This window comes from Methylocystis sp. JAN1, from assembly GCF_052186135.1.
Taxonomy (GTDB): domain Bacteria; phylum Pseudomonadota; class Alphaproteobacteria; order Rhizobiales; family Beijerinckiaceae; genus Methylocystis.
In genome coordinates this window covers 2,891,191-2,909,668 of record NZ_CP181499.1, presented here as the reverse complement: position 1 = coordinate 2,909,668, position 18,478 = coordinate 2,891,191, and the positions used below count along the sequence as shown (strand labels likewise).

General features: G+C 64.2%; 16 protein-coding genes and 1 tRNA gene. 8 read left to right on the top strand and 9 right to left on the bottom strand.

Annotation, left to right across the window (positions count from 1 at the left end):
* Nucleotides 1-44 precede the first annotated feature (44 nt).
* Both clpA and clpS read right to left on the bottom strand, forming a co-directional pair.
* The gene (clpA, locus tag ACNHKD_RS13955; RefSeq protein WP_442754082.1) at nt 45-2,480 is read right to left on the bottom strand and encodes an ATP-dependent Clp protease ATP-binding subunit ClpA; all 2,436 of its coding nucleotides are present in this window, start codon (nt 2,478-2,480) and stop codon (nt 45-47) included.
* A 12-nt stretch (nt 2,481-2,492) separates the two neighbouring features.
* Nucleotides 2,493-2,834, bottom strand: coding sequence for an ATP-dependent Clp protease adapter ClpS (gene clpS, locus ACNHKD_RS13950; protein WP_442756906.1), 342 nt, complete (start codon nt 2,832-2,834; stop codon nt 2,493-2,495).
* 375 nt (nt 2,835-3,209) lie between these two features.
* Here clpS and ACNHKD_RS13945 point away from each other — a divergent pair, with 375 nt between their 5' ends.
* Entirely contained in the window at nt 3,210-3,521 is a 312-nt protein-coding gene (locus tag ACNHKD_RS13945) for a hypothetical protein (protein ID WP_442754081.1), read from the top strand.
* Nucleotides 3,522-3,792: 271 nt separating this feature from the next.
* Nucleotides 3,793-5,304: a DEAD/DEAH box helicase gene (locus tag ACNHKD_RS13940; protein WP_442754080.1), complete on the top strand. Its 1,512-nt coding sequence runs from the start codon at nt 3,793-3,795 to the stop codon at nt 5,302-5,304.
* Between the two features lie 59 nt (nt 5,305-5,363).
* Here the strand turns inward: ACNHKD_RS13940 and ACNHKD_RS13935 are convergent, their stop codons facing one another.
* The 6 genes from ACNHKD_RS13935 to rnr all read right to left on the bottom strand — a co-directional run bounded on the left by ACNHKD_RS13935 (nt 5,364) and on the right by rnr (nt 11,342).
* Complete coding sequence (locus tag ACNHKD_RS13935; protein ID WP_442754079.1) at nt 5,364-5,798, bottom strand: HIT family protein; 435 nt, start codon at nt 5,796-5,798, stop codon at nt 5,364-5,366.
* Between the two features lie 152 nt (nt 5,799-5,950).
* A complete protein-coding gene (locus ACNHKD_RS13930; RefSeq protein ID WP_442754078.1) occupies nt 5,951-6,808 on the bottom strand; it encodes a prephenate dehydratase in 858 nt (285 codons plus the stop codon).
* Nucleotides 6,805-7,557 (bottom strand): 3-deoxy-manno-octulosonate cytidylyltransferase, encoded by a 753-nt coding sequence (locus tag ACNHKD_RS13925; RefSeq protein ID WP_442756905.1) that lies wholly within the window; start codon nt 7,555-7,557, stop codon nt 6,805-6,807. Before ACNHKD_RS13925 ends, ACNHKD_RS13930 begins: the two co-directional genes overlap by 4 nt.
* Before the next feature lie 7 nt (nt 7,558-7,564).
* Entirely contained in the window at nt 7,565-7,969 is a 405-nt protein-coding gene (locus ACNHKD_RS13920) for a hypothetical protein (RefSeq protein WP_442754076.1), read from the bottom strand.
* A 649-nt stretch (nt 7,970-8,618) separates the two neighbouring features.
* The gene (gene rpmG, locus ACNHKD_RS13915; RefSeq protein ID WP_014892635.1) at nt 8,619-8,786 is read right to left on the bottom strand and encodes a 50S ribosomal protein L33; all 168 of its coding nucleotides are present in this window, start codon (nt 8,784-8,786) and stop codon (nt 8,619-8,621) included.
* 267 nt (nt 8,787-9,053) lie between these two features.
* Nucleotides 9,054-11,342 carry a ribonuclease R gene (rnr, locus tag ACNHKD_RS13910; protein ID WP_442754075.1) on the bottom strand — a complete coding sequence of 763 codons (2,289 nt, stop codon included), beginning with the start codon at nt 11,340-11,342 and terminating at the stop codon, nt 9,054-9,056.
* A 304-nt stretch (nt 11,343-11,646) separates the two neighbouring features.
* Between rnr and ACNHKD_RS13905 the strand changes: the two genes are divergently transcribed.
* Nucleotides 11,647-13,380: a pilus assembly protein TadG-related protein gene (locus ACNHKD_RS13905; RefSeq protein WP_442754074.1), complete on the top strand. Its 1,734-nt coding sequence runs from the start codon at nt 11,647-11,649 to the stop codon at nt 13,378-13,380.
* 37 nt (nt 13,381-13,417) lie between these two features.
* The gene (locus ACNHKD_RS13900) at nt 13,418-13,663 is read left to right on the top strand and encodes a hypothetical protein (RefSeq protein ID WP_442754073.1); all 246 of its coding nucleotides are present in this window, start codon (nt 13,418-13,420) and stop codon (nt 13,661-13,663) included.
* A 71-nt stretch (nt 13,664-13,734) separates the two neighbouring features.
* Here ACNHKD_RS13900 and topA read toward each other — a convergent pair whose 3' ends face one another.
* Nucleotides 13,735-16,599: a type I DNA topoisomerase gene (topA, locus tag ACNHKD_RS13895; RefSeq protein ID WP_442754072.1), complete on the bottom strand. Its 2,865-nt coding sequence runs from the start codon at nt 16,597-16,599 to the stop codon at nt 13,735-13,737.
* Between the two features lie 108 nt (nt 16,600-16,707).
* Here topA and ACNHKD_RS13890 point away from each other — a divergent pair, with 108 nt between their 5' ends.
* The 4 genes from ACNHKD_RS13890 (at nt 16,708) to ACNHKD_RS13875 (ending at nt 18,415) form a co-directional block, all read left to right on the top strand.
* Nucleotides 16,708-17,193, top strand: coding sequence for a cupin domain-containing protein (locus tag ACNHKD_RS13890; RefSeq protein ID WP_442754071.1), 486 nt, complete (start codon nt 16,708-16,710; stop codon nt 17,191-17,193).
* Nucleotides 17,194-17,206: 13 nt separating this feature from the next.
* Nucleotides 17,207-17,920 (top strand): MgtC/SapB family protein, encoded by a 714-nt coding sequence (locus tag ACNHKD_RS13885; protein ID WP_442754070.1) that lies wholly within the window; start codon nt 17,207-17,209, stop codon nt 17,918-17,920.
* Nucleotides 17,921-18,014: 94 nt separating this feature from the next.
* Nucleotides 18,015-18,088: transfer RNA gene (locus ACNHKD_RS13880), tRNA-Cys, on the top strand.
* A 123-nt stretch (nt 18,089-18,211) separates the two neighbouring features.
* The gene (locus ACNHKD_RS13875; protein WP_442754069.1) at nt 18,212-18,415 is read left to right on the top strand and encodes a hypothetical protein; all 204 of its coding nucleotides are present in this window, start codon (nt 18,212-18,214) and stop codon (nt 18,413-18,415) included.
* Nucleotides 18,416-18,478 lie beyond the last annotated feature (63 nt).

Sequence of the window (18,478 nt, the reverse complement as noted above, 5' to 3'; positions counted from 1 at the left end):
TCCGCCGGCGGACGCCGCTCATTCCGTTTCTCTCGCGTCTTGCGTTAGTTGCGGACCGGCGCCGGCTTGGCGTCGGCTTCCGGCGCGTCGGGCTCGCCGGCCGCGGATTCCGCCGGTTCGTCGGCGCTCGCGCGCTTCTTGCCGGCCTCGATGATGTCGCGTTCGGGACGCGGCAGGACCGGGCCCTCGGGGAAGACGAAGCCGAGCTTCTTCTCGCCCTTGTCGTCGCTGACCACCACCACGCGCACCGCCCCGCCATTCTTGAGGCGGCCGAACAGAACCTCGTCCGCCAGCGGCGTTTTGATGTGCTGGTGAATGACCCGCGACATCGGGCGCGCGCCCATCGCCTCGTCATAGCCGTGCTCGACGAGCCAGCTCCGCGCTTCGTCGGTGAGCTCGATGGTGACGTTGCGGTCGGCGAGCTGGGCCTCGAGCTGCATGACGAACTTGTCCACGACGCGCTTGATCACGTCCACCGGCAGATGGCCGAAGGGCACGATCGCGTCCAGACGGTTGCGGAACTCCGGCGCGAAGAGGCGGTTGATCGCCTCGCTGTCGTCGAGGTCGGCGCGGGTGCGGGTGAAGCCGATCGGCGTCCGGGCAAGGTCCTGCGCGCCCGCATTGGTCGTCATGATGAGGATGACGTTGCGGAAGTCGATGGTCTTGCCGTTATGGTCCGTCAGCTTGCCGTGATCCATAACCTGCAACAGGATGTTGTAGAGATCGGGATGCGCCTTCTCGATCTCGTCGAGCAGCAGCACGCAATGAGGATGCTGGTCGATTGAGTCGGTCAAAAGGCCGCCCTGGTCGAAGCCGACATAGCCGGGCGGCGCGCCGATCAGGCGGCTCACCGTGTGGCGCTCCATATATTCCGACATGTCGAAGCGCACGAGCTCGATGCCGAGCGACGTCGCGAGCTGGCGCGCGGCTTCCGTCTTGCCGACGCCCGTGGGACCGGAGAACAGATAGCAGCCGATCGGCTTTTCCGGATCGCGCAGGCCGGCGCGGGCGAGCTTGATCGCCGAGGTGAGCGCTGAGATCGCCTTGTCCTGGCCGTAAACGACGCGGCGCAGGGTCTCGTCGAGATGGGCGAGCACTTCGGCGTCGTCCTTGGAGACGGTCTTGGCCGGGATGCGCGCCATGGTCGCGATCGTGGCCTCGATCTCCTTAAGCCCGATGGTCTTCTTGCGCTTGTTCTCGGCGACGAGCATCTGCGCCGCGCCGGTCTCGTCGATCACGTCGATCGCCTTGTCCGGCAGCTTGCGGTCATGGATGTAGCGCGCCGACAGCTCCACCGCCGCCTTGAGGGCGTCGTTGGTGTAGCGGATCTTGTGGAACTCCTCGAAGTAAGGCTTGAGCCCCTTCATGATCTCGATCGCGTCCGGGATCGACGGCTCGTTGACGTCGATCTTCTGGAAGCGGCGGACGAGGGCGCGGTCCTTCTCGAAATACTGGCGGTATTCCTTGTAGGTTGTCGAGCCGATGCAGCGCAGCACGCCCTGGGCGAGCGCGGGTTTCAGAAGGTTCGAGGCGTCCATCGCGCCGCCGGAGGTCGCGCCGGCGCCGATGACCGTATGAATTTCATCGATGAAGAGAATCGCGTTCTTGTGGCCCTCGATCTCTTTCACGACCTGCTTCAGCCGCTCTTCGAAGTCGCCGCGATAGCGCGTGCCGGCGAGCAGGGCGCCCATGTCGAGCGCATAGACGGTCGCGCCGATGAGCACGTCCGGCACCTCGGCCTGGGTGATCTTGCGCGCAAGACCCTCGGCGATGGCGGTCTTGCCGACGCCCGGATCGCCGACCAGCAACGGATTGTTCTTGTGGCGGCGGCAGAGCACCTGGATGGTGCGCAAGACCTCCGCTTCGCGGCCGATCAGCGGGTCGATGCGGCCTTCGCGCGCCTTCTTGTTCAGATTGACGCAATAAGCCTCGAGCGCGCCTTCCTTCTTGCGGCTGTCTCCCTCCCGGCCTTCGCGCCCCTCGGCCCGGTCGCCATCCTCCTCCACCCCGCGCGGCGTGCGGGTCTGGTCCGAAAGGCCCGGGCGCTTGGCGATGCCGTGGCTGATATAATTCACGGCGTCGTAGCGCGTCATATCCTGCTCCTGCAGGAAGTAGACGGCGTGGCTTTCGCGCTCGGCGAAGAGCGCGACGAGCACATTGGCGCCGCTCACATCCTCGCGGCCGGAGGATTGCACGCTGATGATGGCTCGCTGCACGACCCGCTGGAAGCCCGCCGTCGGCTTGCACTCGTCGGCGTCCTCATTGACGAGATTGTCGAGCTCGCGGTCGATATAATCGCGAAGATTCTTCGCCAACAGCTCGAGGTCGACCGAACAGGCCCGCAGCACGGCGGAGGCGTCCGCGTCCTCGATCAGGCTGAGCAGCAGATGTTCGAGCGTTGCGTATTCGTGATGACGCTCGCGCGCGGAGGCGAGGGCCCGGTCCAGAGTCTGTTTCAGATTGCGCGAGAACGTCGGCATTCGCTGCGACCCCTATTTTTTCTCCATGATGCATTGCAAGGGGTGCTGATGTTTCCTTGCAAAATCCATCACTTGGGTGACCTTGGTTTCGGCGACTTCGTAAGTGTAGACACCGCACTCGCCGACGCCATGGTTGTGGACATGCAGCATGATGCGTGTGGCTTCCTCGACAGATTTGTTGAAATACTTACGCAGAACGATCACCACGAACTCCTGCGTGGTGTAATCGTCGTTGAGCAGCAGGACGCGATACATATTCGGGCGGCGCGTCTGCTGGCGCGTGCGCGCGATCAGCGCAGTCCCGGCGCCCGGGCCGCCGTCGCCGGGTTTTTTGGGCTCCTTGCCGGCTCGCAAGGGCGACGGCGGCGCGTCGCCGCCACGAACCTCGCCGGAGCGAGGTTGGCCAATCTGTGAAAGCGCTTGCTGGGGTTTGATGGATGTCAACGCCGCCACGTCGGTCTCGTCCCTCGATCCTTTCCATGTAGGTCCCGAGAAATGTTCTTTCAGGGGAGCATGGAGCAATTTCTTTGCCGCGGCCGCTGGGACTTTCAGAAAAATGCCCAGCGGCGCGGCGCGCCCAGTTTTCTGCTTCGCGGGCGCATTGGCAAGGCCCATGCGACGGCGCTGGTCAAGCAAACACTGACGTGAACCAGATATTTACCATATCGCGATAGAGAAGTGGGCCGACAATTCATAGGCCCGACAATGTCCGATTCCGAGGAAGAACGCATGCCGCCCCGCAACCTTTCGGGGCCTGTCTGGAGCCTTGCGGCCTTCTCCGCGGCCGTTTTCCTGTGCAGCGTGCTCGGCGCGAAGCTCCTGTCGAAAATGGTGGAGCGCAACGACCTGATGCAGACGGCTTTCGAGCGCACGATGGACGGCCTCGCGAAGCGCGCCCCCGCCCAGCAGCCCACGCAAGTCTATTCCGTGGTCCGGAGCGTCGGGGTCGACGGCATGACGACCGCAACGATTCCGCTGCGCGGCCCTGCGCCAGTTTCGCCTTGCGGCGACGAAAAAGCGCAATCCAAGGCAAAAAAATAGGCCCCCACGCCGGAAATTAAGCTTTTGCGGGGGCTTTACGGGAAAAAATCCCGGAAATTGCCCGCAGGGGCTCGCAATTTCATTGACATTTGCCCATTTGTTCTTCAAGCATGCCGGCGTGGCTTTCGCGCGCGCCTCTTTGCGGCGACCGTATGCGAGCCAGACCGTCTTCGCGGCGACGACGGCGCCCTCTCTTTACATCTTGCGCGCTTCTCGAACGGCTGGCGCGCATCGCCAACCCGCGTCCGTACAGCCGTAACCAGGATAATTGATGACATTCGACGAATTGGGCCTTTCGGAAAAGGTTCTCGCGGCCGTGCAGGCGGCCGGCTACGCTAATCCGACGCCCATCCAGGCCCAGGCCATACCGCCGGCGCTTCAGGGCCGCGACATTCTGGGCATCGCGCAGACCGGCACCGGCAAGACCGCGGCTTTCACTCTCCCCATGCTGAGCCGCCTCGAACAGGGTCGCGCCCGCGCCCGGATGCCCCGGACGCTCATTCTGGAGCCCACCCGCGAACTGGCGGCGCAGGTCGAAGAAAGCTTCGCTAAATACGGCGCCAACCACAAGCTGAACGTCGCGCTTCTCATCGGCGGCGTCTCCTTCGGCGACCAGGAGGCCAAGATCATGCGCGGCGCGGACGTGCTGATCGCCACGCCGGGCCGTCTTCTCGACTTCTTTGATCGGGGCAAGCTGTTGCTGACCGGCATCGAGATCCTCGTCATCGACGAAGCCGACCGCATGCTCGATATGGGTTTCATTCCCGATATTGAGCGCGTCTGCAAGCTGGTTCCCTTCACGCGCCAGACGCTCTTCTTCTCGGCGACCATGCCGCCGGAAATCACCCGCCTCACCGAGGCTTTCCTGCACAATCCGGTCCGCGTCGAGGTCGCTCGCGCCTCCACGACGGCTTCGACGATTCGCCAGGCGCTCGTCGCCTCGCACGGCCACGCGGAGAAGCGCGAGACGCTGCGCAAGCTCCTCCGCAGCGCCGAAAATCTCAAAAACGCGATCATTTTCTGCAATCGCAAGCGCGACGTGGCGATCCTGCATCGGTCGCTGGCGAAGCACGGCTTTTCGGCCGGCGCGCTGCATGGCGACATGGACCAGCTCGCCCGCATGGCGTCGCTCGACGCCTTCAAGACCGGCGACGTGAATCTGCTCGTCTGTTCCGACGTCGCGGCGCGCGGCCTCGATATTCCGGACGTCAGCCACGTTTATAATTTCGACGTGCCGACCCATAGCGAGGATTACGTCCACCGTATCGGCCGCACGGGCCGCGCGGGCCGCTCGGGCGTGGCGCTGACCATCGTCACCGAGGACGACATGAAATATGTCGATCAGATCCAGAGCCTGATCGGCAAGGCGATCGAGTGGGAAGGCCCGACCTTCGACGCGCTGCCGCCGCCTATGGAGACCACGCGCCCACAGGAGCATCGGCGCGGCGGGCGGGGAGAACGCGGCGAACGTGGGGGCCGTCGCGAGCGCGGCGGCGAGCGCGGCCGCCGGCCCGAACGCGGCGAACGCGCGGAGCGCAGGCCCGAACGTGTCGAAAGGGTCGAGCATGTCGAGGCCGAGGGGCCCGTCGCCATGGGTCGCCCGGCGCATTCGCCCCGGCGTCCCGACGCGGAGCCCGTCCGCATGCGCTCAACGGACGACCGCCGTTCACGCCGTCGCCATCATGAGGACGACGGCCCGCCCGTCATCGGGCTCGGCGACCACGTCCCGTCCTTCCTGCTGCGGCCGGTCGTGCTGCGGCCGGCGAAGGTCGTGGAGGAGTGAGCGGACCGCGCGCCTTCGGGCGCGCCTGTGTCTCCGGGCGCGCCTGAAGGCCCCGGTCCTCACCCCGCAAACGGCGCCGTCGCCGCCCGGATCATCTTCGCCTGCTCGGCGAGCTTCTTGTCGTCGGCCATGGTTCCCGGCGGGCGCAGCGGGACGCCTTCCCAGCGCGGCAGGAGGTGGAAGTGCAGATGATAGATCACCTGGCCCCCGGCGCTTTCATTGAACTGATGCAGAGTCAGGCCATCGGCTTTGAAGGCCTTTTCGAGCGCCTTGGCGACATGCTGCACGCGCTTTATCAAGTCGCTTAGAGTCGCCGGAGAAACGTCCAGCAGATTACGGGCGTCTTCCTTCGGGATCACCAGCACATGGCCTTCGGCGCGCGGCATGATATCCATGATGGCGAGGGCGACCTCGTCTTCGTAAACCTTGTGCGAGGGGATTTCGCCGCGCAGGATCTTGCCGAAGATGTTGTTGGGATCATAGGCGACGGACATACTGGCACCTCGAAGACAAGCGGCGGCCGCAGCGGCCCCCGTTAGTAAAGGCTTTTTTCCCGTTGGGCCAGTCTTTTGCAAGGGGTTGGCGCCACGCGGGTCCGGCTTGGGCGAGCGCTCGACGGGAAGGCGGGTTGCATCCCAAGACCGGCTCAGTCGAAGCCGCGAATATTCGTGACCCGGAACTCGGCCGCGGGATAGACGCCCAGAACTTCCACTTCCTTCGAAAAGAAGCGCAGTTCCTCCAGCGCCCGCGCGACATGCGGCTGTTCGGGATGGCCGTCGACGTCGACGAGGAAGCGCGTCGCGGCGAATTCGCCGTCGACCATATAGCTCTCGAGCTTCGTCATATTGACGCCGTTCGTGGCGAAACCGCCAAGCGCCTTGTAGAGCGCTGCGGGCACGTTGCGCACGCGGAAGATGAAAGTCGTCATGATCGGGCCGCCCTCGACCGGCGCCCATTGGCTCGTCTTCGACAGCACGACGAAGCGCGTCGTGTTGTGGGCCTCGTCCTGGACATTTTCGGCGAGCACGTCGAGCCCGTATATGTCGGCGGCGAGGCGGGGCGCCAGCGCCGCCTTGGTCGGATCGTTCCACTCCGCGATTTCACGCGCGGCGCCGGCCGTGTCGCCCGCCGTATGCGCGATGAGGCCGAGATCCCGGATGACGCGGCGGCATTGGCCGAGCGCATGGATGTGGCTGTAGACGGCGCGCAGTCCTTCTCGGGTCGCGCCCTTCGGCGCCATCAGGTGAAAATGGATCGGCAAAAAATATTCGCCGACGATATGCAGGCCCGAATGCGGCAGGAAATGATGGATGTCGGCGACCCGGCCGGCGATCGAATTTTCGATCGGGATCATGCCGAGAAGCGCGCGGCCCTCGGTGACGGCGGCGAAGGCGTCCTCGAAGCTTGCGCAGGGCAGGGGCGTCAGATCGGGATAGGCGTCGCGGCAGGCGATGTCCGAATTCGCGCCGGGCTCGCCCTGATAGGCGATATATTGTTTTGTCACTGTTTTTCCTGCCCGATGGCGGCCCGTAAAGCCGCGAGGTCGCGCCCGGTATCTACCGATGGACCGGCTTTGTCCAGCACGGCCGCGTCGATACGCATCCCGGCCTCCAACGCGCGCAATTGTTCCAGCCGCTCGCGCAGCTCGAGCGGGGACGGAGGGAGGGCGGCGTAGCGCTCGAAGCTCGCGCGGCGATAGGCGTAGACGCCGACATGCTTGAAGAGCGGTCCCTCGCCCCAAGGCGCGCGGGCGCGGGTGAAATAAAGCGCGCGCAGACGGTTGGGCGCGATCTCGGTCCCGACCAGCTTCACCGCGTTGGGGTCGTCCGTCTCTTCCCGGCCTGCGGCCGCGGCCAGCGTGCCGATGTCGACGCTCGCCTCGGCAAGCAGGCGAAGCGCGGCCGCGAGCGCGCCCGCCGGGAGGGTGGGATTGTCGCCCTGCAGATTGACGACGGCGTCATGGCGGCCGCCGGGGTCGAGGAGGCGCAGAGCCTCGCCAATGCGGTCGCTGCCGCAAATATGCGCGCCGGTGGTCATGACGACCGCGCCGCCGGCCGCGCGCACGATCGCTGCGATTTCCTCGGAGTCTGTCGCGACCGCCACCGGGCCGAGCCCGGTCGCGACGGCGCGGGACCACGCGTGAAGGATCATCGGACGCCCGCCAATGTCGGCAAGGGCCTTCCTTGGCAGCCGGGTCGAGCCCAGCCGCGCCGGAATGACGATGATCGGCGCGCGGGGCGCCGCGCCTTTGATCAACGGCTCAGTAGACGTTGTTGTCTTCAGCCATCCAGCCTTTTTCGGTCTTCACGAAATGTAGCGTGCCTTCGCTGGTGTGAACCTCGCTCTTCGCGAAGGTGCGGTCCTCGTCGATGCCGAGAAAAGCGCATTTGCCGCGCTCCTTCTCGTCGCGGCACTTGGCCTCGAAACCCTCGGGGAACTGGACTTCCGCCTCGTACATCAGCTCGAAGGCCTCGACCTTGTCGCGCTTCACGTCGCGGGCGTTGACCTTTTTGAACGAGACGATCTTGGCGTCGACGCCGCTCTTTTCGAGGATGTTGCGCAACACTTTCGCGCCCGTGGCGTCGCCAGGCTGGTGATCGCCGCAACCGGCCAAAGCGATCAAGGCCGCGAGCCCGATGAACAGGCGCAGACTGCGAATTTTCATCTATTTCCTCCGAAGCGGGCGCGCTCCTCGCGCGCATTTTGTGTCTCTTTAGCGAAAAAGCGTCCGTTCGTCGCGGGAATTCACTTTTGCTATGACGTCATTGTGAAAAAACATATCAGATAGTTGCAATTTTGTGCAGCCGGGGTAACTTGGTGTCGCCAAGAGGATTGCGTATCTGGCGGCGGCGAAGGGGCTGGAAAAGCACCCACGTCGCATTCAAGCGTTTGATGCGTAACGGCAGAACTCGAATACCCTGCGGAGTGCTCAGGTCCGCCGCATCTCCTGGGTCCGTGGGGTTGGCCGGTTGACGATGGTTGGAGTGGCCTCCTTGAAGCCATTGTCAGCCGGCCGCCTTCATCTCCTTGGTGAAGCGCGCGCCGGTAGGCGCAGTTTTTTCAATCAGGGCAACGCTCTCATCCGACCCCTGCTGACGCAGGGGCGCCTTCTCCTGTAGGCGGGAGAAGGAATCGCGGCGCGACGTCCTTGTTCAGCAAATTTCAGGGTTCCTCCTGCTCCCGTTCACGGGAGATGGCGGCCCTCGCGTCAGCGAGGGCCGGAGGAGGGCGTTCTCCCCAAACAAAAAGGCCCCGCAAAAGCGGAGCCCTTTCTCGAAGGCCGGCGCGGCCGCCTGCCATGAGGCGCGAGCGCCTTACTTGATCTTGGTTTCCTTGAACTCGACATGCTTGCGCACGACGGGGTCGTATTTCTTGAAGACCAGCTTCTCGGTCTTGGTGCGCGCGTTCTTCTTGGTGACGTAGAAGTAGCCCGTGTCCGCCGTGGACAGGAGCTTGATCTTGATCATGGCGGACTTGGCCATTGCGCTCGTTCCAGTTCGATTGAAAAAACGAAATCGTTCCCGCTGCTCAGAGAGTCGGCGGGAGACGAATTGGGGCGCACCATACGTGCGGGGAGCCGGATGTCAAGGCGGCGACGGCCTTTTCCCGGGGCGATCGGGTGAACGCCGGGCATGAGCCAATCTCTCCTCCTTTACGGAGGGTTGCCTTGCCAAGGGCGCTGGAAAGACATCCGTCGCGAGGACGGGCCTTTTCCCGATGAGGGGCCGCCGGAAAAGGCCCCGGCGCGCTCAATTCCGCGACTTGGCTTTCCGGGTCTCCCGCTGGGCCGCGCGCGGCGCTCTGGCGCGGGAGGTCTTGCCGTTTCGTGGCGGCGTGCAGCGTTCACCGCCGCCCACAACTTCGAATCGCAGCGCGCCGGCGATGGGGGCGGCTTCGACGAGGCGTACTTCTATTATGTCGGCCAGCCGATAGCTTACGCCCGAGCGAGAGGTAAGAGAATGGCTCGCCTCGTCATAAGCGTAATATTCGCGTCCCAGCGTCGCGGCGGGGACGAAGCCGTCGGCGCCGGTCTCGATCAGTCGCACAAACAGCCCCGACTTGGTGACGCCTGAAATGCGTGCGCCGAAACGCGCGCCGATCTGATCGGCGAGATAATGGGCGATGAGCCGGTCCACCGTCTCGCGCTCGGCGGCCATGGCCCGGCGCTCGGCGGCTGAAATGCGCGCGGCGATCTCCGCGAGCTCGCTTGTTGGCATGTCGGGCAGGGCGCCCTCGCCGAGCTTCAGGGCGCGGATCAGCGCGCGATGCACGATAAGATCGGCGTATCGGCGGATGGGGGAAGTGAAATGCGCGTAGCGACGCAGGTTCAGGCCGAAATGGCCGTAATTCTCATGCGTATATTCCGCCTGCGCCTGCGTGCGCAGGATGATCTCGTTGACGATGTTCTCGTGCTCCAGCCCCTTCACGCGCTCCAGGATCACGTTGAAATGCGCGGGCTTCAGCACCTGTCCCTTGGCGAGTTTCACGCCGATGGTCGAGAGAAACTCGCCGAGCGCCGTCACCTTCTCCTTCGAGGGCTCGTCATGCGCGCGATAGATGAGCTGCTGGCGATGCTCCTCCAATGTCTCCGCGGCGGCGACATTAGCGAGGATCATGAACTCTTCGATGAGCCGGTGCGCTCCGAGACGCGGCGGGATGATCACGCGGTCGAACGAGCCGTCGGGCTTGAGCAAAATCCTGCGCTCCGGCAGATCGAGATCGAGCGGCGCGCGCAGATTGCGCGCGTGTTGCAGCGCTTCATGCGCGGCGTAGAGCGGCTTCAGCACGCTCTCCAATAAAGGTTCCGTCTTCTCGTCCGGCTTGCCGTCGATCGCCGCCTGCGCCTGCTGGTAGGATAGCTTGGCGCGCGAGCGCATCATGACGCGATGGAAGCTGTGGCCGATCTTCCTGCCCGTGCCCGTCACGCGCATCCGCACGGCCAGCGCCGGGCGGTCCTCACCCTCGCGCAGTGAGCAAAGATCGTTGGAGATGCGTTCGGGCAGCATCGGCACGACGCGGTCTGGGAAATAGACCGAGTTGCCGCGCTCCAGCGCGTCCTTGTCCAGCGGCGCGTGGGGCTTCACATAATGCGCCACGTCGGCGATGGCGACGGTGACGACGAAACCGTCCTGATTGTCCGGCGCGGTATCGGGCGCGGCGTGCACCGCGTCGTCATGGTCTTTCGCATCCGGCGGATCGATCGTGACGAGCGGCAGTTCCCGCCAATCCTCACGGCCCTGAAGCGTCGCGGGCTTCGCGCGTTCGGACTCCGCAATGGCCTCGGCGCGGAAGACATCGGGGATGTCGTGCGCGCGCAACGCGATGAGGCTCACGGCCTTCTCGCTCGTCACTGAGCCCAACGTCTCCCGCACCCGGACGCGCGTTGCGCCGAAGCGCGTCTTCCCGGCGAGATCCACCGAGACGAGATCGCCGTCCCGGCCATCGCCGATGTCGGCGGCGGCGACCATCAGTTCGCGGCCCGCCTGTTTCTTGTCGATCGGCATGATGCGGCCATTGCCGTTCGGCTCGATCTTCAACACGCCCAGCACCCGGTGGCGCGCGCGGGAAAGAAGCTTGACGACGCGGCCGACATAGGGCGGCCCGCCGGGGGCGGCGTCGCGGTCGGGTTCGGCGCGCACGAGAGCGCGGTCGCCGACGCCGGGGAGGGGCTCGCCCGCCTTTGCGCGTCGCGGCGCGCGGATGAGGATACGCGGCGCGGCCCCCAGCTCGTCTTCGTCCCATTCGACCGGCGTCGCGATCAGCTCTCCGTCGCGGTCCCGCGCGGTAATGTCGACGAGCGTCACAGGCGGCAGCGCGCCCTTCTGGTTGACGCGTTTTCCGCGTTTTTCCAGCACGCCTTCGTCGGCGAGCGCCGACAGCATGCGCTTCAGGGCGAGCCGGTCCTCGCCTTTCAGCCCGAAGGCGCGTGCGATCTCGCGCACGCCGATCTTCGTCACGCGGCCCGCTTCGCGCTCGCGCGCCAGGAAGGCGAGAATGTCTTCGCGGGAGGGCGGCTGCGGAGTCTTTTTTGTCGCCAAGGTCTCTCTCAAATCGCAGGCTTTTGTCGCCCGTCGGATCAATCGACTATTCAGCATAATGGAGGGCCGACCGCCACGCCATTTCCGGTTGCGCCACGGGATAACGACGGCTCGGCCCATGCCGCCCGTCGGCTTTCATCGGACTTTTGCAATATCTGAAACATCAGTGGTTAAGGTTCATGGAGGTTAACCCGCATTTCGAGATTCCGATAGGAAATTGCGTAACGCTTGCCCCCTAGCCTGTCCCCAGGTCGGGAAAACTCTCGTCGAATACGAGGGATTTTACGTAATTTTGGGGGTTCTGATGTCTCGCAACTTCACGCGCAAGTCCGCTGGGCGCGACTTTATTTCAAATGAAGGCGGCAACGCTTTCATGATCTTCGGCCTCGCCTTCGTCCCGGTCATGTTCATGATGGGCGCCGCCACCGATTACACGCGCCTGACCACCTTGCGGGCGGAACTCCAGCAGGGCACGGATCTCGCCACCCTCGCGGTCGCGTCGAAGATGACGGACACCACGACGAACCAGCAGGCGCAAAGCCAGGCGCAGGTTCTCCTGAACGCCAATCCAAAGCTTGCGAACGCGACGATCACAAACGTGTCGATCAGCGCCGACAAGCAGACCTTCTGCGCGTCTTCGCAGGCGTCGATGTCCAGCTTCTTCATGAAAATGGCCCGAATCGCAAATCTGAACGCGACCGTCAATTCCTGCGCCAATCTCGCCGGCGGCGTCGATCCCAACACCACTTACGAGATCGCGCTTGTGCTCGACAATTCCGGCTCGATGACGAACAGCACCAATGGGCAGACGAAGCTCGCGGCGCTGAAGACCGCCGCCAACAGCTTCGTCGACACCATGTTCAGCAAGGCGCCGAACAAGATTTCCTTCTCGGTCGTGCCTTTCGCCGGCGGCGTCGTCGCGGTGGATCCGACGGTGAGCGCCAATCGCACTCAGTCCTGGATCGACACGCAGGGCCAGAATTCCCAACACTGGATCGCGTTCGGCGGCAAGACGGCGGCCACTGCGGCGGGCTTCACCAACCGCTTCGACATCTTCGCCAAGCTGAAAGTGCGTAACTCCCAGCTCGATTGGCGCGGCTGCTTCGAGGAGCCGGCTTATCCCTATAATGTAAACGCGGACAGCCTTTCGACTTCCAGCGCCGAGACGCTGATGGTGCCTTATCTGGCGCCGGACGAGCCGGATGGCTCCAGCTATTTTCAGAACAGCTATATGAATGACGACGGCAAGAAGAAGTCCAGTTCCACTACCTCGACCTGCAGCGATTCGGCCAGCGGCGACTGGTCCGCTTTGACTCATGTCTGCAAGTATAATCAGACGGCGTCGCTCAGCGGCAGCTTCGGCCCGAGCGACTTCTATGGCTCAAATCAATTTTGTCCGGATAATTCCACGCAGGCCATCTTGCAGCTCAACGCCGCGCAATCGACGATCAAGAGCAAGATCAGCCAGCTTGTCGCGAACGGCAACACTGCTCTGCATACCGGCTTCATGTGGGGCTGGCGCACGTTGACTCCCAGCCTGCCCTTCTCTGCCGGCCGCGCCTACGGGACTCAGGGCAATCGGAAAATCATGGTGTTCATGACCGACGGCTTCAATAATTGGGGCGCGCAGACCAATACGGAGGTGGGGTCGGATTACGAAGCGCTGGGCTACTACACCTACAATGGCGCGGCCAACAAGCGTCTGCCCGACGGCACGAGCGGCGTTGGCGACGCCACCAATTACCAGACCGCGCTGACCGCCGCCGCCAACACCAGGACCAGCTACCTCTCGACGTCGCGAAAGGCGCTGGATCAGCTGACGCTCGAGGCCTGCAACAACGCCAAGGCCGCAGGCGTCGAGGTCTTCACGATCGGCTTCTCGATCCCGACAGACCCGATCGACCAGCAGGGGCTCAATCTGTTGCAAGCCTGCGCGACGAATACGGATCACTACTTCGCAGCGACGAACGCAAGCCAGCTGAATGCCGCCTTCTCTCAAATTGGCATCGGCCTGGGCAAGCTGCGCCTCTCGCAGTGACGAAAGAACACGCGTCCGCTATCAAAGGGGATCAATCATGAAATTCTCGGTCAAGGCCCTTTTTGTCTTCTCCGCGCTGCTGTTTTCGATGGCGGGAGCGGCATATGCAGACGACGCCTCCACCGACAGCTGCACAAGCTGCCAGTCGGACTACAGCAGCCGCGCCGCAGGATGCGCAGATAGCACACTGACCGCCGAAGCGCAGTCACTCTGCTACACGACCGCGCAATCGAACCTCAACAGTTGCACGAGCAACTGCAGCTATTCGAGCGGCGACAACTAACAATCGTATTTTGTCGCCAAAATGGAAACGCCCCCGGCGACGGGGGCGTTTTCTTGTTTGGTGGTCGCCGATCAAGCGGTCTCGCGTTTTTTTGTCGCCGCTTTTTTTGCGGGCGCCTTTTTGGCGGCCGTTTTCTTGATCGGCTTGCCATCCTCGAATGGCGTCTCGTCGCTGTCCTCGATGACCTTCTTCGCCTTGGCGGGCGCCCTCTTGGCCGGGGCTTTCTTCTTCGTCGCGCCGCCCTTCTCGTCGATGAGCCTGATCGCGTCTTCGAGGGTCACGTCCTCGGCGGAGATGCTTTTCGGCAGCGTGGCGTTGACCTTGCCGAGATTGACATAGGGGCCGAAGCGGCCGGCTCGCACGGTGATCGCGCCGCCGTCGGGATGTTCGCCAAGCACGCGCCCGCCCGTCGCGCCGCCGCCAGCGGCCTTGGCGGCGATCATTTCCAGCGCCTGTTCGAGCGTCAAGGAAGCGGGATCGACGTCCTTGGGGATGGTCGCGTTGACCTTCTTCCAATTGACGTAGGAACCGAAGCGGCCGGATTTCACCGTCACGGCGCCGCCTTCGGGGTGTTCGCCGAGATTGCGTCCCGAATCGCCGGCGCGCGAGAAGCGCGAGCCGCCGCCGCCGGACTCTTTCTGCACGATGAGATCGATGGCGCGATTGGCGCCGATCGTCAGCACGTCGTCCTCGCGGCCGACATTGGCGTAGGTCTTGCCGTGCTGAACATAGGGACCGAAGCGGCCGATATTGGCGACGATCGGCTCGCCGGTCGTTGGATGTTTCGCGACTTCGCGCGGCAAGGAGAGCAGGGCGAGGGCTTGCTGAAGCGTGAGATCTTCCGGCTTGATGTTTTTGGGGAGCGAAGCGCGCTTGGGCTTTTCGCCGCCTTCCTCCTGCTCGCCTTCCTGCACATAGGCGCCGAAGCGGCCGTCGCGCAGCGTGACCTCGGCGCCTGTATCCGGGTTGACTCCGAGAACCTTCACGCCCGGCCGCGCGTCGGCGGCGTCGCCCGTCGGCGGCGACAGCGTGCGCGTATAGCGGCATTCGGGATAATTCGAGCAACCGATAAAGGCGCCGAATTTGCCGACCTTGAGCGACAATTGTCCGGCGTTGCAGGCGGGGCACAGGCGCGGGTCGGAGCCGTCCTCCTTCGCCGGGAAGATATGCGGCCCGAGCAATTCGTTGAGACTGTCGAGCACCTGCGTCGTGCGCAGATCCTTCGTTTCGTTCACGGCCGCGGAGAAGTCCCGCCAGAAGTCGCGCAGCACCTGCTTCCAGTCGACCTCGTTGTTCGAGACGAGGTCGAGTTTTTCTTCCAGTGAGGCGGTGAAGTCGAATTCGACGTAACGCGAAAAGAAGCTTTCGAGGAAGGCGACGACAAGCCGGCCCTTGTCCTCGGGAATGAGTCGCTTCTTGTCGAGCCGCACATAGTCGCGGTCGCGCAAGGTCGCGAGCGTCGACGCGTAGGTGGAGGGGCGTCCGATGCCGAGCTCCTCCATCCGCTTCACCAACGTCGCTTCCGTGTAGCGCGGCGGCGGCTCGGTGAAATGTTGGGTCGCGTCGATCTTCTCGCGCGTTACCGGCTCGCCTTCCTTCATCGCCGGCAGGCGGCCGCTTTCTTCGTCGCCGTCGTCGTCGCGGCCTTCCTGATAGAGTTCAAGAAAGCCCGGGAAGCGCACGACCTGGCCTGTGGCGCGCAACTCCAGTTTTCGCGCGCCCGCCTTCGCGTCGATGTCGACGGTGGTGCGTTCGAGCTCCGCCGACTCCATCTGGCTCGCGACGGTGCGCGTCCAGATCAGTTCGTAAAGGCGCGCCTGATCCGGTTCGAGGAATTTCGCGACATGCTTTGGCAGGCGCGCGGCGTCGGTCGGGCGGATGGCCTCATGCGCCTCCTGCGCATTCTTGGCCTTGGCCGTATATTTGCGCGGCGCGCCGGGCACGAAGCGGTCGCCATATTCCTTGGCGATCACGCGGCGCACGCTCGCCACGGCCTCCGGCGCCATGTCGACGCCATCGGTTCGCATATAAGTGATGAGCCCCACCGTCTCGCCGTCGACGTCGACGCCCTCATAGAGCCGCTGCGCGATGCGCATGGTGATGGCGGGCGCGAGCCCGAGCTTGCGCGAGGCCTCCTGTTGAAGAGTCGAGGTGGTGAAGGGCGCGTAGGGGTGCCGCTTGACCGGCTTCGCCTCGACCGAGCGCACCGTGAAAGCCGCGGCGTCGAGCGCCTTCTTGAAGTCCTCGGCCTCCTCGCCCTTGCCGATGTCGAGGCGCGTGATCTTCCTGCCGTCGGCGCCGACGAGGCGGGCCGTGAAGGGCTCGCCCGCCTTGGTCTTCAGATGCGCGACGAGCGACCAGTATTCCTGCGGGACGAATTTCTCGATTTCGAGCTCGCGGTCGCAGACGAGGCGCAGCGCCACCGACTGCACGCGGCCGGCCGAGCGCGCGCCGGGCAGCTTGCGCCACAGCACGGGCGAGAGCGTGAAGCCGACGAGATAATCAAGCGCGCGGCGGGCGAGATAGGCGTCGACCAGGGCCTGGTCGATCTGGCGCGGATTGGCCATCGCCTCGCGCACGGCGTCCTTGGTGATGGCGTTGAAGACGACGCGCTCGATCTTCTTGTCCTTGAGCGCCTTCTTCTTATTGAGGATTTCGATGAGATGCCAGGAGATGGCCTCGCCTTCGCGGTCCGGGTCCGTCGCGAGAATGACCTTGTCGGCGCCCTTGACCGCCTGGGCGATCTCGGTGACGCGTTTGGAGCCGCGCGCGTCCATCTCCCAGACCATGGCGAAATCGGCGTCGGGATCGACCGACCCGTCCTTCGCGGGCAGGTCACGGACATGGCCCATGCTCGCTATGACGTTGAAATCGCGGCCTAAATATTTGTTGATGGTCTTGGCCTTGGCCGGCGACTCGACGATGACTACGTTCATTCGCGACTATTCCAACGGGGCGCCCGCCGGGCGCATGGGGCGGGAAGATGGTCAGAACGGGCGGCGCCTGTCAAATTCAGCGCCGTCACAGGAGGGGAGCGGCGGGTTATGGATAAAGTTAATAAAGCGCATCCGCCGGCCGTCCTGGCCTTGGCCGTCGCGCCTCGCGACCGTCCCTCCAACTATCCGGAGCCTTTCGCGACCCGGGTCGCGGGGCGCGAAAAGCGGGCGCTGGGCGACGCATTCGGCCTCGTCAATTTCGGCGTGAACCTCACCCGCCTTGCTCCCGGCGCGCAATCGGCGCTGATGCACCGCCACAGCCGGCAGGATGAATTCGTCTATATCCTCGACGGCCGGCCGACGCTCGTGACGGAAGCGGGCGAAACCGAACTCGGCCCCGGCATGTGCGCCGGCTTTCCGGCGAACGGAGTCGCCCACCATCTCGTCAATCGAACTGACACAGACGCGCTTTATCTCGAAATCGGAGACCGCACGGCCGGGGATTCCGGGGAGTATCCCGCGGACGACCTGGAGGCGCGCCTTGCGCCGGACGGGGGTTGGCGATTTTTCCACAAGGACGGTCGTCCCTATTGAGGCTGGAGATTTCATGGCTGGCCTGACCAGTTTCAATCCCGACGAATTGCTGAACACCTTTATTTCCCTCTTCGTCGCAATCGTGCTGGGCACACTGATCGGCGCCGAGCGGCAATATCGCCAGCGCAACGCCGGCCTGCGCACCAATGCGCTGGTTGCGCTCGGCGCCTCGGCTTTTGTCGATCTCGGCATGCGGCTCATGGGCAATCAGGGCGCGACGCAAGTTCTCGCCTATGTCGCCTCCGGCGTGGGCTTCCTCGGCGCCGGCGTCATTCTGAAGGAAGGCATGAACATTCGCGGCCTCAACACGGCCGCGACTATCTGGTGCTCGGCGGTGACGGGCGCCTTTGCGGGCGCCGACCACCCCGCCGAAGCCGTGCTGATGTGCGCCTTCGTCCTGGCGGGCAATACTTTCCTGCGGCCGCTGGTCAATATTATCGAACGCTCCCCGATCGACGAGAGCCAGACCGAATCGACTTTTGAACTCCGCGTCCTGACGGACGAGCAGAGCCGCGACGCCCTGCGCGACCTTGTGGAGGAGCGGCTGGAGGCGGCGAAATATCCCGCCCGCGAAATCCGCGAGGCCGAGCGGGAGGAGGGGGTCGAGATCGTCGCCACGCTCGCGGCCACAAGCGTGGAGGCCGAGGAACTCGACGCCATCGTCGAGGCGCTGGGCAGGCTGGAGAGCGTCGCCCACGCCACCTGGACGTCGCGGGCGTCGGATTGACCGGCGCTGTTGCGATGCGGGACGCACTTGCCGGCCGCGGCGCCCTCCTGTATGAGCGGGCTCATGCAAGGCGCTTCGCGCTTTGCGTCTGGACGGCCTCGTGGCGGAGTGGCTACGCAGAGGACTGCAAATCCTTGTACGGGGGTTCGATTCCCTCCGAGGCCTCCATTTTCATCGCGGCTGTTTCCGCCTATAACCGGCGAAGTTTTTCAGCCCGCTCGGCCACGCGCGTGGCTTCGCTGAAAACGCCGTCTTCACAACGGTTTTTCAAACCCACGAATGAGGGGAAGGATGCTCCACGCTCTGATCGCCGACGCTCAGGCCCGGCTCGACAACGCCCGCCGCGAGTTGCGCCTCGCCGCCATCAATTTCGACGTTCCAGACGAGCAGCTTCTGGAGCTGCGCGCGAACGCCCGCAAGATCTACGAGGAGCTCGCCGCGCTCGACCGCAAGAAGCTCAAGAAGGGCCTTTTCGGCTTCCTCAGGCTTTGGTGAGCGACGCCTTCCGCTGATTTGCGACTTGCTTCCGAAGCGGCCGCGCCCTCCATAACAGCGCAA

Coding starts and splice junctions, on each gene's coding strand:
- ACNHKD_RS13945 (WP_442754081.1), top strand. CDS start 3,210: ATGCCGCCCCGCAACCTTTCGGGGCCTGTCTGGAGCCTTGCGGCCTTC.
- ACNHKD_RS13905 (WP_442754074.1), top strand. CDS start 11,647: ATGTCTCGCAACTTCACGCGCAAGTCCGCTGGGCGCGACTTTATTTCA.
- ACNHKD_RS13890 (WP_442754071.1), top strand. CDS start 16,708: ATGGATAAAGTTAATAAAGCGCATCCGCCGGCCGTCCTGGCCTTGGCC.
- ACNHKD_RS13875 (WP_442754069.1), top strand. CDS start 18,212: ATGCTCCACGCTCTGATCGCCGACGCTCAGGCCCGGCTCGACAACGCC.
- rpmG (WP_014892635.1), bottom strand. CDS start 8,786: ATGGCCAAGTCCGCCATGATCAAGATCAAGCTCCTGTCCACGGCGGAC.
- ACNHKD_RS13940 (WP_442754080.1), top strand. CDS start 3,793: ATGACATTCGACGAATTGGGCCTTTCGGAAAAGGTTCTCGCGGCCGTG.
- topA (WP_442754072.1), bottom strand. CDS start 16,599: ATGAACGTAGTCATCGTCGAGTCGCCGGCCAAGGCCAAGACCATCAAC.
- ACNHKD_RS13935 (WP_442754079.1), bottom strand. CDS start 5,798: ATGTCCGTCGCCTATGATCCCAACAACATCTTCGGCAAGATCCTGCGC.
- ACNHKD_RS13885 (WP_442754070.1), top strand. CDS start 17,207: ATGGCTGGCCTGACCAGTTTCAATCCCGACGAATTGCTGAACACCTTT.
- ACNHKD_RS13900 (WP_442754073.1), top strand. CDS start 13,418: ATGAAATTCTCGGTCAAGGCCCTTTTTGTCTTCTCCGCGCTGCTGTTT.
- clpA (WP_442754082.1), bottom strand. CDS start 2,480: ATGCCGACGTTCTCGCGCAATCTGAAACAGACTCTGGACCGGGCCCTC.
- ACNHKD_RS13920 (WP_442754076.1), bottom strand. CDS start 7,969: ATGAAAATTCGCAGTCTGCGCCTGTTCATCGGGCTCGCGGCCTTGATC.